At 49.6% G+C, this 13,813-nt stretch carries 12 protein-coding genes; 9 read left to right on the top strand and 3 right to left on the bottom strand.

Features of this window, described 5'->3' with window-relative positions; translation table 11 throughout:
* The first annotated feature begins 11 nt into the window (after window positions 1-11).
* From K5K95_RS26195 to K5K95_RS26160, 8 genes are all read left to right on the top strand, one after another.
* Window positions 12-1,559 carry an acyl-CoA carboxylase subunit beta gene (locus tag K5K95_RS26195; RefSeq protein WP_222586776.1) on the top strand — a complete coding sequence of 516 codons (1,548 nt, stop codon included), beginning with the start codon at window positions 12-14 and terminating at the stop codon, window positions 1,557-1,559.
* A 28-nt stretch (window positions 1,560-1,587) separates the two neighbouring features.
* Complete coding sequence (locus K5K95_RS26190) at window positions 1,588-3,264, top strand: ABC transporter permease subunit (RefSeq protein ID WP_222586775.1); 1,677 nt, start codon at window positions 1,588-1,590, stop codon at window positions 3,262-3,264.
* A 12-nt stretch (window positions 3,265-3,276) separates the two neighbouring features.
* The gene (locus K5K95_RS26185; protein ID WP_222586774.1) at window positions 3,277-4,449 is read left to right on the top strand and encodes a thiolase C-terminal domain-containing protein; all 1,173 of its coding nucleotides are present in this window, start codon (window positions 3,277-3,279) and stop codon (window positions 4,447-4,449) included.
* Window positions 4,449-4,853: a Zn-ribbon domain-containing OB-fold protein gene (locus tag K5K95_RS26180; protein WP_222586773.1), complete on the top strand. Its 405-nt coding sequence runs from the start codon at window positions 4,449-4,451 to the stop codon at window positions 4,851-4,853. The genes K5K95_RS26185 and K5K95_RS26180 overlap by 1 nt, the downstream gene beginning before the upstream one ends.
* Before the next feature lie 3 nt (window positions 4,854-4,856).
* Entirely contained in the window at window positions 4,857-5,300 is a 444-nt protein-coding gene (locus K5K95_RS26175; protein WP_222586772.1) for a MaoC family dehydratase, read from the top strand.
* Window positions 5,300-6,037 carry an SDR family NAD(P)-dependent oxidoreductase gene (locus tag K5K95_RS26170; protein ID WP_222586771.1) on the top strand — a complete coding sequence of 246 codons (738 nt, stop codon included), beginning with the start codon at window positions 5,300-5,302 and terminating at the stop codon, window positions 6,035-6,037. Before K5K95_RS26175 ends, K5K95_RS26170 begins: the two co-directional genes overlap by 1 nt.
* Before the next feature lie 450 nt (window positions 6,038-6,487).
* A complete protein-coding gene (locus K5K95_RS26165; protein ID WP_222586770.1) occupies window positions 6,488-7,873 on the top strand; it encodes an NAD(P)/FAD-dependent oxidoreductase in 1,386 nt (461 codons plus the stop codon).
* Window positions 7,874-7,887: 14 nt separating this feature from the next.
* Complete coding sequence (locus tag K5K95_RS26160) at window positions 7,888-8,232, top strand: cupin domain-containing protein (RefSeq protein WP_222586769.1); 345 nt, start codon at window positions 7,888-7,890, stop codon at window positions 8,230-8,232.
* A 542-nt stretch (window positions 8,233-8,774) separates the two neighbouring features.
* On the opposite strand, the gene K5K95_RS26155 is transcribed toward K5K95_RS26160, so the two are convergent.
* Window positions 8,775-9,056 carry a hypothetical protein gene (locus K5K95_RS26155; RefSeq protein ID WP_222586768.1) on the bottom strand — a complete coding sequence of 94 codons (282 nt, stop codon included), beginning with the start codon at window positions 9,054-9,056 and terminating at the stop codon, window positions 8,775-8,777.
* A 320-nt stretch (window positions 9,057-9,376) separates the two neighbouring features.
* On the opposite strand from K5K95_RS26155, the gene K5K95_RS26150 reads away from it, so the two are divergent.
* Window positions 9,377-10,414 (top strand): GGDEF domain-containing protein, encoded by a 1,038-nt coding sequence (locus tag K5K95_RS26150; protein WP_222590433.1) that lies wholly within the window; start codon window positions 9,377-9,379, stop codon window positions 10,412-10,414.
* Between the two features lie 1,039 nt (window positions 10,415-11,453).
* Here K5K95_RS26150 and K5K95_RS26145 read toward each other — a convergent pair.
* Together K5K95_RS26145 and K5K95_RS26140 are read right to left on the bottom strand one after the other, a co-directional pair.
* On the bottom strand, window positions 11,454-12,032 hold the full coding sequence (locus K5K95_RS26145) for a hypothetical protein (RefSeq protein WP_222586767.1): 579 nt from the start codon (window positions 12,030-12,032) through the stop codon (window positions 11,454-11,456).
* A gap of 944 nt (window positions 12,033-12,976) precedes the next feature.
* Entirely contained in the window at window positions 12,977-13,813 is an 837-nt protein-coding gene (locus K5K95_RS26140; protein WP_222586766.1) for a hypothetical protein, read from the bottom strand.

Below are 13,813 nucleotides of genomic sequence, written 5' to 3'. Positions count from 1 at the left end.
AGGAGACCCTCATGTCCATTGAACATCTGCCTGAGTGGGCACCACTACTCGAAGATCTCGAACGCCGTCGTGAAATCGCCCTGGCTGGCAGCGGCCCTAAAAAGATCGAGCGTGAACATCGTTATGGCCGCTCCACCGCGCGTGAACGAATTCATAAACTTGCCGATCCTGACACATTTCTCGAGTTTGGCACATTTGTGCTTACTCCTACCGAGGACGGCTCACCGTTAGCGTCAACCTTCATCTGCGGGATTTGCGACATCGATGGGAGAACTGTAGCCATAGGCGCCGAAGACTATAGCGTCGAGGGCGGAGGCACCGGAGTTCATCTAGCGCGTTACAAGGGGGGTTGGGGGGGATTTGTCGAGGAGTTCGCGCTCGGCTACAAGATCCCATTCGTAATGCTTATTAATGGTGTGGGCGGTTCAATTCTGCTCCAGGATGAGATTGGCTACCCAGAGCTTCAGTCGTCCAATCCGACTTTCCCCATGTTCGATTTGTTGGAGCACGTGCCCGTAATCGCTGCTGTACTTGGCCCTACTGCCGGTAGTTCTGCAGCGCGCGCCAATATTTCTCATTTTTCGGTGATGACTAAGGATAACGGGTGCCTCTTTGCAGGTGGGCCACCTATGGTCAAACAGGCGCTGGGACTCGAAGTAGATAAGTTTGCACTTGGTGGTGCAGACGTCCACACGCGCTCCTCAGGTCTAATCGACAACCAGGTTGCAAATGAGGACGAAGCGCTCGCTACGGTAAAGCGAGTGCTGAGCTACCTGCCAAATAACGTTTCTAGATATGCCGCGATAGTCAGCAAGTGGGAGTCATCGGATCAGGATAGACTCCTAAGCATAGTTTCTCCCAGTATGCGCCGGGCCTATGACTCGCATGCAATGATCAACTGCATCGTGGATAACGAAAGTTTCTTTGAGATCGCCCCTGACTATGGTCGCTCTCTTAGAACAGGTTTCGCCCGCATTGAAGGACATGCAGTAGGCATCCTGGCCTCCGACTGCCGCTTTATGGCTGGATCTTTAGATGTCCCGTCTTCGCTCAAACAGCAGAAATTCGTTGAGCTCTGTGATCGTTTCAACATTCCAATTGCTTACTTTGTCGACGTCCCCGGATTCTTGGTCGGGCCTAAGGCGGAGGAAGCGGGGGTGCTCAGATTTGGTGCTCTTGCGTTGAAAGCCATTCAACAGGCGAAGGTGCCAGTTTATACCGTACAGGTTCGAAGGTCGTTCGGCTTGGGGGGCGTAGCAACTGGCTGTCGTAACCCTTTGAGTGTCCGTCTTTGCTGGCCGAGCGCTGCATGGGGTGACATGCCGATTGAGGGTGGTGTTGAAGCCGCCTTCAAAGCTGAGCTTGACGCTGCAAAGCCTGAAGAGCGAGCAGCTCTCAAGCAGGCGCTTGCGAAGCGTTTCGAAGAGCAGACGTCAATCTGGCGCACCATCGAGAAGTTTGGGGCGGAGGAAATGATCGACCCTAGAGATACAAGGAAATATCTCGCTCGTCTAGTTCGCTTGGCCTATCAGGTTCCTTTGCCAGCTTTTCGGCCGTGAGGTACAGATTATGATTATGAGATCTTCTATGGCCACGCCTCGCGCGGCCATATCGAGGTTAGCGCTTCTCGCGGCGCCGCTAGCGATCCTCTTTATTTCCCTGATATGGCCGCTTTCCAACGTCTTGTTGAGAAGTATTAATGAGAAGGGAAGGGCGGCCTTAGAAGGGAATATATATTTCGGGCATTACTTCGCGCTGGCACAGGATGAGCTGTTGCGGCAAGTGGCGATACAGAGTTTGAACTTGGCCTGGATGTCTACGGCAATCGTCGTGTTACTGGCATTCCCAGCCGCGTATGTTATTTCGCGGCTGTCCAAACAACTTGCATCGCTCATAATGGTTCTGATCCTGATGCCTTTCTGGGTATCCATTATTGTCAGACTGTTCGCTTTTACGACAATTTTGGGGAACGAGGGTATCGTTAATACCATCGCTCAGCAGTTTGGCGCTGGGCCTTTCCCTTTGATTTACAACAGTTTCGCAACGGTAGTGGGCATGGTTGCTTACTTGCTCCCATACATGATTTTGATTCTTGTCTCTTCCATGAGTGCAATTGATACATCGTTGTTGACCGCTGGTAGAACTATGGGGGCGTCTGAGAAGCGTGTGTTTCTCGATATTTACTTCCCCCAAGTAAAGCCAGCGCTACTGGGAGGCGCCGTAATAGTTTTCGTTCTCGCTCTCGGGTTCTTCTTGACCCCTGCAATTTTGGGAGGCCCGGAAAACATCACCATTCCTGTCTTTATCCAGCAGCAGGTTCAGGTGTACCAGTGGGGAAAGGCTTCGGCGATGGGGATTGTTCTCCTGATCGTTTCTATCTTGGGCTACATGGTGGCGCTCCGTATCGGTGGTAGGGGCATGCTATCACCGGTACAGCAAGGTTCGAGGGGAGCTGTGGCAAGAGAACCACTTAAAGCCACGAGTGTAACTGCACTCTGCCTGTCGATCCTCGTTATAGACCTGGTGCTTCTGATTCTCCCGCTGTTAGTGGTGATTCCAACAGCATTCACGGAAACAACACAGATTCAGTTTCCACCTGTTGGATTCACAATGAAATGGTTTGAGGAGGTTATCCATTCTGATATCTGGATTGATTCTTTCTTAAAAAGTATCCGAGTTGCGATAGCAACAGGTATTTGTGCAACCTTGTGCGGATTAGCTTTGGCACGAGTAGTGACGCAGACGGGATCAGCGGCACTTAAAGCCGGTATCCAGGTAATGGCAATTACGCCGTTGATTGTGCCAGTCATTCTATTAGGTATCGGTATTTTCGATATTCAAAGTCGTACTGGCCTGCTCGGCACAGACGTGGGGCTCGTGATTGCACATACCATCTTGTGCATGCCCCTGACATTCTTGGTGCTCGGTAACGCCATTTCAGCTGTGGACAGTTCACTTGAGCAGGCCGCTTGGACTATGGGGGCAGGGAACTTTAAGGCATTTCTAGGTGTGGTAATTCCAAGTATTACGACAGCCTTAGTTGGTTCGATGATTATCTCGTTCGTGACATCCTGGGATGAAGCGGTCTTGGCGATGTTTCAGACGGATATCGATAAAACGCTTCCGGTAACCATCTACTCCTTCTTGAAGAGCGGGATTACACCTGCTGTATCAGCAGTTGCAACAATCGTCATCGTGCCCGTGCTTGTTGCGATTACTTTCATTGCTTGTAAATCTTTACTCGGTCTTCGTCGACATAAGTAATTGGAGAAACATATGGCCAGAGAATTTCCTAGTGGTGTTTGCAGCATCGTTGGGGCCTTTGAGTCGCCGAGACGCAAGGCCCCCGGCATTCATCCTTACCAGATTCATGCTGAAGTCATTGCTGGTGCGCTTGCAGATGCTGGGTTGACCTTGGCGGATGTGGATGGCTTCGCTACCACCGCCATCTTTCCTGCTGAAGCTGGCTGGCAGCTGAGCGCAGTTGAAGTTGCGGAGTACGTGGGTATCCAGCCTTCGTGGGTCTGCAGTACCGACATTGGTGGCGCAGCTCCTTTAAGTCATGTCGGGAACGCGGTCGCAGCCATTCAGGCAGGCCTATGCGAAGTGGTTGTGGTCAGCTACGCGTCTGCGGGAAGATCCTGGCCGCTCCATGCCACTGATTTCAATACCGGTCAGACCGGCCCTGGGCAGTTCGAAGTCCCCTATGGCATGTCTACGATCAGCGCTTACGCGCTAGCAGCGGCGCGTCACATGCACGTATATGGTACACGACCTGAACAACTGGCTCAGGTTGCCGTTCAGTCCCGAGCAAATGCGCACAGTAATCCCCATGCCATGTACCGCGATCTCATAACTGTGGATGACGTTTTGTCCTCGACGATGATTTCGAGTCCTTTACACAAGCTTGATTGTTGTGTGGTCACAGATTCGGGGGGTGCCATCGTTGTCACCTCCCGGGAGCGCGCGAAAGATACCCGTCGTGGCGGGCCTTCCGTACTCGGTTTCGGCGAAGCAATTAGCCACACGCAGATGAACCAGATGGCTGATCTCACAACGACCTGCGCCGAGCAGGCGGGGCGGCGCGCGTTTGCGAGCGCCGGTCTCAAACCTGCTGATATCCGTGTCGCTCAACTTTACGATTCTTTCACTATCACCGTAATCCTGACATTAGAAGCTCTCGGGTTCGTGCCAAAAGGCGAAGCTGGAGCATTCATCAGTGATGGTGGTATCAGCCCTGAGGGGCGTCTACCTATCAATACGGACGGGGGCGGGCTGTCTTCCAATCATTCGGGCCGTCGCGGTATGTACGCAATCATCGAAGCGGTTAGACAGTTGCGAGGTGAAAGTCCTGGTGTGCAACTTGCCTCACCTGAGTTTTGTCTTGTCAATGGTACTGGTGGATGGCTATCCGCCGTTGCAACACTCATTCTCGGGAGGGATGTCTAATGAACCTTAAAGACGTTTGGCCGGTTGAGGATGACAGCTCTTCAGCGTGGTTTGAAGCAGTACGCAACGACAAACTCTTGCTGCAGAAAGATGCGTTGACTGGCGCCGTCCAGTTTTACCCTCGTGCTTGCGTGATTGGATCTCCAGAGCGGACGCCGGTGTGGTTTGAGGCAAGCGGCAATGCCACGCTTTACTCATTCACTGTTGTTCATCGCTCTTTTCATCCTCAGTTTGCGGCGCTCACACCGTTCGTAATCGCATTGTTAGAACTAGAAGAAGGTGTGCGGATGACCGCTTGGATCGTAGACGTTCCTCATGAGAGTCTCAAAATCGACATGCCGCTTAAAGTTGTTTTTCGCGAGATTCTTCCTGGCTTAAAACTGCCCTGCTTTACTGAGGTTTAGAAAATGGAAGTGACATTTGATTCAATTCAGATTGGAGCGACGTACCGATCTGCCGGACGTACCATCATCGACGCAGATATTGTTAACTTTGCCGGCTTGAGTGGTGATTTCAATCCATTGCATATGGATGAAGTTTGGGTGCGTGAGAACACCAACTTCCCATCTCGTATTGCGCACGGGCTACTTGTGCATTCAATAGGGGAAGGGCTTGCATGCCCTGGCGTTACAGATTGGAAGATTCTTGCATTTCTCGAGACACAACGTCGGATGGTAAAGCCGGTTCTACCTGGCGACCGAATTGTCCAGCAATACACCGTGGCGGCCAAAGCGCCTAGCACTAAAAATCCTTCAAAAGGAGTTGTCGAAGTTCATGTCTCTGTTTTGAATCAGGCAGGTGAGGTTGTTCAAGAAGGTTACAACAAATACCTGATCGGAGGAGCAGAGTGATGCGTGGACTTAAAGACAAAGTAATTATTGTTACCGGGGCGGCACAGGGAATCGGCCAAGCTATCGCTGAGCGCCTTTTTGAGGAGGGCGCGAAAGTTGTCATTGCAGACCGTAATAAATCGGGCGCCGATGATGTTGCACACTCGATCCAGAGTCGCAATGGTGAAGCACTGTCAGTCGACCTTGATGTTAGTAGTCGCGAGAGCTGGGTGGGTGCGATTCAAGCCGTTGTGGGCCACTACGGTCGTGTTGATGGCCTGGTGAACAACGCTGGTCTCACGCGCGATAGCACCCTGCTCAAAATGAGTGACGACGATTGGGAGTCGGTAATCGGCGTAAACCTGAAGGGTACCTGGCTGGGCTGCCAACTCACAGTACCTGAGTTGAAAAAGCAGGGTGGTGCGATTGTGAACCTCTCTTCCGAGTCTCGCTGGGGGGCATTTGGTCAATCCAACTATTCCGCTGCAAAATCGGGGCTTATTGGTCTTACCCGAACCGTCGCATTGGAACATGCTCGCCACAGTATCAGGGTAAATGCCGTAGCTCCTGGCACGACACTAACCCCGATGGTCGAGGCAGTGCCTGAAGAGATTCGTGCTGGCTGGATGTCGTCAATTCCATTGCGGCGCGAAGCAGATCCGTCGGAAATTGCTTCGGCAGTCGTATTTCTGCTCTCGGACGACGCAAGTTATATAACTGGTCAAATACTAGGTGTCAACGGTGGTTCGGCGTTGTAAAACTTATGGTTGATTATGCTTGAATCAAGTAGTACGGGAGTGTTCTTGTACGTCGATACGGATGTGATGAAGTAATTGTGACAGTTTAAGTGTATTGTATCGAATTGAGACTTTCAATTTTGTAAATTTATCGATGCTTTGACGAAGGCTGCCATAAGTTGCAAATTTGTAATGCGCGCCTATCTGATAATGTATACATATCGTTCATAGATGAAAATTTTGAGAGGCTCTGCTCGACATTTTTGCATTCGCTGAAGCGCAGTTGTACGCCGCAAGTGCAGGTTCAATAATACTAGCATCAGCGACTGTTTCTATATTTGTATCATCATATAATCGCCTTATAACATTGTACAAAAACAGTCTTTATTTTCTGACGAAGTCACAATTGATTGGTTACCTTTTTCAGCTGAAATTAGACATATCGATAGACTCACATACAGGCCAATAAAAATGAAGCGTTCGCTGTGGTTGGAGGAGATTTCCTCCGAGCTGACTCCTTTGCCTTCGCTGGAAGGCAATCATGTGGCGGATATCGCCATTGTAGGTGGTGGTTTCGTGGGCCTATGGACTGCGTTGCAGATTGTCGAGCTAGATCCTGAGTGCAAAGTAGTCATCATTGAGCGCGACATCTGCGGCGGTGGCGCTTCCGGTCGTAACGGGGGCTTCGTGATGTCCTGGTGGCCGAAGGTCAGCTCATTGTCGGCGCAATGCGGTAAAGATGAAGCGGTGCGCCTGGCCCGTGCCTCTGCGGCTGCCATTGGGGAGATCGAGCGGTTCTGCATCGACAATAACATTGATGCACACTTCCGCCGCGCAGGGTGGCTCTGGACGGCCACTACTAATGCTCAACGTGGTGCATGGAAGGATGTGGTCAACACCTGCCAGCGCCTCGGTGAATCTGTTTTCCTGCCGCTTTCGAACAAAGAGGTCGCCCAGCGTGCTGGCTCCAGTAAGCACCTTGAAGGCGTACTTGAAGTCAGCAATGCCACAGTACAACCCGCAAGACTGGTTCGCGGTCTACGCCGTGTAGCGCTTGAAAAGGGCATTAGAATTTTCGAGAACACCTCGATGGACAGCCTTGATCGCTCGGCTCCAGCAGTCCTAAAGACTCCCAAGGGCTCGATCACCGCCAACCGCGTCGTGCTTGCCCACAATGCGTGGGCTGCCCAGATACCTGAACTGCGTCGAATAATTCTTCCGGTTACGAGCACGATCGTTGCCACTGCACCTATCCCGGATCGTCTGAAAAAAATTGGTTGGACAGGTGGAGAGGCAATCACTGACTCCCAGCTCATGGTTGATTACTACCGTACCACTAAGGATGGCCGTATCGCATTCGGCAAGGGTACCGGCATGATTAGTTACGCTAGCCGCGTGGGTGGGGGGTATGACCACGATCCAAATTTGAGCGAAGACACCGAGCGCGATTTCCGCCGCACCTATCCGGAGCTCAGCGATGTACCAATCACCCACTCCTGGTGTGGCCCAATAGATCGTACCTACGACAGCTTGCCCGTCTTTGGAAACCTGGGTGGTACCGGGCATATTTTCTACGGAGTAGGCTGGAGCGGAAACGGGGTTGGCCCGAGCCGCCTTGGCGGGCGTATCCTGGCCAGCTTGGCTCTTGGATTGAAGAATGAATGGAGCCAGTGTGGTTTGGTAGGACGTGAACCTAAACAATTTCCTCTGGAGCCTTTCCGCTACTTTGGTGGCTTGATGGTTCGCGGTGCAGTGCAGCGTAAAGAGGCCGCCGAGGCTGTAGATGAAATCCCGGCTTGGCTTGATCGCAAACTCGCAGGTCTAGCTCCGGCGGGCCTTGAAGATAAAAACCTCTGAGATTGGAGCTGTTAATGCCTCAACCCATCATTCTGTCCAATGCTGTCGGTTTTGAACTGCCTGGATCCAAACCCGTTTCGCAGCCCTACGGTGATCTGTTGTCGGAAACCTCCACTTATTCGGTGGAGGGGCCGGATCAGCTTCTGACAGGAATCTGGGAGTGCACGCCGGGAAGGTGGCGCCGGCAGGTGCTTTCGCGAGAGTTCAGCCATTTTGTGGCTGGTCATTGTTTCTTTATCCCTGATGAGGGAGAGTCGATCGAGCTCCGTGCCGGTGACGCTGTCCTGTTCCCTGCAAATTGCAGTGGCGAATGGGATATTCGTGAGACTGTCCGTAAGAGCTTTTTGATCATGCCGTAATTGTTGGGAGTGATCATCCCCTAGTTTGTCTCCGGCCTTACCACCCGGAATTCATTGCCGCCCCCAGGGCGGTTTTTTTTCGCAAATTGGATGAAGTTCGATTCCCGGCAGGCAATTCAGCCATCAATCTCCACGGGCATGAGGCCATTATAGATCTCATTCCATGACTGGATTGCGCTTCGCATCTTGATGCGTTTGCCGAGTGCGACATCCCTCAGTACCTGGCAGACCTCGCGGGCGGTGAGAGGAGAGGTTGTGTTCAAGTTATTCTGCGTCTGAGTCATCTCTTGTCTAAGCTGAGCTGCGGGGTGACCTATAGGAGAGGTCGCCTCTTCGGGCCAATAGGCCCGGCTCACCTAATCAGCCGAGCATCTTCTCCTTAATGATGGATGCAACGTTACTGGCATCATCGATTCCCCGGTGATAGGTACCTTGCCAACCATGTTCAGCGACTCTACCGTCTGCTTAAGTGATTTAGGCCGATCATATATGCCCTCTTGATTATGTAAGCTGTCCAATCTATGAGTTGAGAGCGGTTGATTTTACAGATCGGGATAATCATTAAGCCTAAGACTAAGGGACGTCGAGTCTTCCGGCTCGCTCTTAGGCACACGTATCACTCCGGATTCAGCATCTGCCCGCAGTTGCTCAAGCTCTTTGTAAAATGCCTTGTCCTGAACCGTGGGTTTGCTGGTGTAGGGTTTTCGGTCAGGTACAGGCTGGGCCGCATAGGTCGTTACTGCGTCTGGGTCGTGCTGTAGTTTCTCTTGGACTTGCGACTCCAGCATTGCACGGAGTGCGTCTTTGTCGGGACGAGTCAGCAATTTCTTACTCCTATTAGAAATCCAGGCACCCACTGATCAACTGATCCAGTGGCCGGTAGGGAAACATTCAATCGATCGTGTCGCGAGTTTGGGCTGCAGATACAGCCACAGGACTTCGGATCGAAGAGAAGAAGCGGATCATCAATTTCTTCCAACACGGCGATTGTGTCAAATTGGGTAGATGCGTGGGATGATTTCGTAATCGCCAGGAACGCTGGATGTATTGCTCATGGACTTATGTATGGCTGCTTGCTGTACGTAAGGATATGCTGCCCCCCCGACTCATGTATGCCAATAAAAAAACCAACCATAGTGACGTTATGAGCCAATCAGAGACGCGTGCGACTGCCCTAGCGCTGTATCCAGAGGACTCCCGCGAGGCGGCGGCTCTGCTGAAACAGGCCGTACCACTAATGGTGCGTCACAACATTCCACCAAATCCCGTCCACTATGCTCTCTGGTACACCTACAGCAAAGGTCAGGAGCCAGAGCTTAATCGCCATCTGGACAGGATGGTCAAAGACTTCGACTATTTCCCTGCAGAATCCGCTACGAAGCTTTTTCGCGACTACATCATTCGTGACGAATTGGAGGAGGCGCGGGCAGGGCAACAACAAGCGATCAAACTGGTCGACAATATGGAGCGCGATGTCTCGCGTAGCATGAATGGCAGCGTCAACTTTCAAACCAGTCTTTGGCATTGCCTGGAAATGCTCGAAGAGCCGGTTGACAAGAGGTTACCGGCCATACTCAACGAACTGCAACAAAGCACCCAGCTCATGCAGGATCAGCAAGCGCTATTTCTTTCTCAATTGCACTCTGCACAAAAGGAGATAAAGAGCCTAAGAGAAAAACTGGAGCTAGCGCAATTGGACGCGACGCTGGATGGCCTGACTAAGGTGTTGAACCGATCCACTTTCACTCGTCTGTTGGAGCAATTGCTGAAAGACGCACCTCAAGGGGTGGCGTTGATCATGCTGGATATCGATCATTTCAAGCAGTTCAATGATCAGTATGGTCACCCGTTGGGCGACCGCGTACTTGTGCATGTTGGTCAGGTGTTACGGAACTCGCTCCCACCTCAGGCCCAGGTGGCACGCTATGGTGGTGAAGAATTCTGCGTAGTCCTGCAGGAATGTTTTGAGCTCGCCAGTGCTCACACATTTGCAGAGCAATTGCGCCTAAAAATTCAGTCGCTGCGGATTAAGGCACGTGGCACGGATAAGGTGCTCGACACTGTAACTGCGTCCTTTGGTGTCGCCCTTGCCAAAGCTGGTGACGATGTGGAAAGCCTTCTGACTCGTGCTGATGATGCGCTCTATCGAGCCAAGCGCAGCGGGCGCAACCGAGTGAACTGAAACTGGGGTTCGGACACTTGCTGCAAGCGCAAAAGCGCTAGGAGCGCTAGGAGCGCTAAAGAACTCCCCATAACGGTGTAGATCCCAAGCGCGCATACTAAATAGCGACAAGTTGACCCTGAACCGCCAGAAAAGTGAGGGGGCTCAGGTTTTTCTCGGGTGGACCACCGAACGACATTGGTTGTTACCGCCGCAAACGAGTGACATCAGTTAAACGCTCGGCTGTATCGATGAGGCGTGCTTGAACGCCTCAAAAGCGATATCTGTATATCCGGCTCGATTTCTTGTACTGACGGGGCAAAACTTTCATGCATACATCAGGGACCGAAGTCAGAAAGGACGTCCAACGAGAAGAGCCTGAACGTCTGCAAAAATCGAAAAGTGGTGGCGCGTGACCTCAAGCACATGTGACCGTCCGCCAATAACCGGAGTCCCTTAACTCATTGATTAATTACCGTTTCCGTTTATTTTTTAGCGGTTTACCGGAAAATCAACAGAATATTCAGCCGTTTTTCCGAGTATTAAGTATGCGTACCGCGCCAACCATTAAAGCCACTATTGAATAGAAAAAAGCGACACAGCATATTCTCCCCCGTGTGAAGAGGTGGATCAGACACACACAAAAGCACCGTCAGCGACCTCCAAAAAATGCCCGACGTCCGGATCTTGTTACTCACCGAGAACTTCAAAAAGCAACAGAGAAAAAGCACCTGGTGCAGTTGTTACGCGTGGGCAGAAAACAACCGGCTACGTCGAGTACAGACGCAGCCAGTTAAATGTACAGGTGATCAATGAAGACACGCTGTTGGTTTGATTCTGTCGACGTGTGGGACGCGGATTGGGCGATATATGTGCGAGAGATGCTGAGCTCAATAGAGATTGTGTCGCAAGGTTATTCGACCAACATCTACCGCGTCGCTGGAAGGTTCAATTGACTAAATAGCGTTAGAAATAGACCAATGAAGAGACTAAAATCTAACATTCGTATTGTACGGATAGAACTGCCTCAAGAAGCCAAAGTGATAGAAGATCTTTATTGCTAGACTTTAACATTGGAATTTATCAATGGCTGATTTGACATGGCTGTAGGGGCATCGTTGCTCCTACAAATACTGAATAGGGTTTCCTCAGCGTTTGTTGAGATTGAGAGGTTATATTGTTTGATTTGGTTTTGAACCAATCTCATCGCTTGATTGGATGAAAATTTCCAAGGGCTTAGCAACGGACTAAGGTATTCGGGCGGAATATCTAATAATGCATCAAGGAAGTAATCCGAACCAATTGATAAATTTATTTTCAATGCGCTGTATTTTTTATGATCTATCACCATTTGTTTTGGTTGGTAAGGATCCCAAGGAGAACACCTGAAAAAATGGCTGTAACCCTTAGGGTTTTCCATCCATGTGTCAAGGACTTTTAGGTTTTCACGAATATGAATATTTAGTAAGCTGGCTGATTGCCTGCTGGGCCTGCTGTTAAGCAGGCTATAAGCAATTACGATTTTGTTTATGGTTGCGTAGAGAATATACACTTCTACACTTGGAATGCCGAAGTTGTCTGTAATGACAAGGCCAAGGTTTAAATACTGAAGATTTATCTTATAAAAATTCTCAGCCATTTTTGAACCCGTCGATAAAATTTAGATACTGACTAGCGGTGATAAATGGTATTAGATCTATCAGTCGACGTAAAATACCAGAGTGCTCTAAGTCGACAAAAACATTACTGTGCTTACCTATGTCGTATGCGGACCATCCATATAACAATCCAAACTCATTCGAAATAAATGCTAATGTTTGCAAATCACGATCTGAATAAAACCCGATGATGCACCCTGTTAATATAAGCGCGCACATCCGTTCGAACGCCGAGCATGAAAATGGACCTATCATCATTAATGCGCGACCTCCAAAGTATTTAAACGCGCCGCGCTGGGGTGATGATCGCGAAAGAGTTCTACAAGCGAGCCCTCTCGGTTCGCCAGCGCAAAGAAATAACTCGATCAAAAATTTGAGTGCCTTTTGAGTCTTATGATCAGCAAACGTTGTTGATATTTCCAAGCTATTTATAAATTTCTGAAACTTAAGCGCAAGCAAAACAACAATTTGAAGATTTGGCTCATTTAGCCTGCACTTGTGAGTTTGAGTAAAATCGCTGGACAAAACATGGATGTGATAGCGGTCTCCATATGGTAGCTCGTTTAACAAGCACTTATGGATGTCACAAATAGGGTTGGCGAGATATCTCCATCTTTTTTTGTAAACAAGACATTGTTGATCGGCCAAAGAATCGACCAAGCACGCCTTGCATGCAAACTGAGTGGCAGAATATGGAATTATCCATTCAGAATGTGAACGGAAGTGATTCCAAATTTCTTCGGGGTTTGCATTAATTACATTGTGTACAGCTGTGGAGGTTAAAATTTCTTTGGAAAAGTCAGGGTCCTGACTCGGGTAGCACTTAAGCTTGGATCTAGTAAGGGCCTGTATACTTTCGACAGAGATGCAGCGGTGCGAAAGCTTTATTTCGCATCTGTTAATCCATGATGTGAAAGACTCATCATTAACTGGATTCAATACTGAATAAATATGCATTGTTCTGAAGTGTAGCCTTTAAGGGTGGGAATTCATTCGATAGTGGAGCCTGGGCGGGGCCAGTAAGCAGTGCGTGTATGGCATGTTCCTTTAGAAGGTAAAACAGATTTCCAGTGTTACCTGAACATAGTTTGAAAATGGTTTCAGCATGGGATCTGAGATCAATATTTATTGTATGCTTTTCGGAGAGAGTATTTTCAAGGATCCCCATAAAAGATGAAAAACCTACGCCATTTTCCCATTCTTGTATGCAATGAATAGACGTCAGTATATCGTCAGTGCATGTTGCTCCATAAGCACGCTTCGTCGTGCCAATAATTATATTTATAGACATCGGTGTGCGCGCTAAACTTAGGCAGGCGTTTATCAATTGCTGCTTTTTTACCCGCGTAATTACACCCTCTAAAAAGTCATTTAGGATGATGCAGTCAATTTTAGCGTGACGAATTAAGTTTAATATGAAATATGGGATTATTTGATTTTTCGTAGATTGTAGTTTCGCTCCTTGGTAAGTGAATCCGTAATACTCTAGTAATGCTTCCCATGGATTATTTCCATCGCTGAAGGCGCGGGGACTAAGCACTATTGTATTGATCGACCTACGGAGAAGGATGTCTTGGCACATTTTTGTCGCAGTTGAGACGCCACAGCCAGATTCTCCGAGGATAATATGTAATGAGCCTCTTCCAGTGTTTACCGAAAGCATTGAATCTATCGCAGCCACAACATTTTTTACTTGAGGAGTTGGTAAATTGAACTCCTCGTAAATTCGATTAATTTCATTTATTAGATGAGATTGAGGCAT

Source organism: Pseudomonas sp. DR48 (assembly GCF_019823085.1).
In the GTDB taxonomy this organism is placed as follows: domain Bacteria; phylum Pseudomonadota; class Gammaproteobacteria; order Pseudomonadales; family Pseudomonadaceae; genus Aquipseudomonas.
This window is presented reverse-complemented; position numbering and strand designations above follow the sequence as displayed.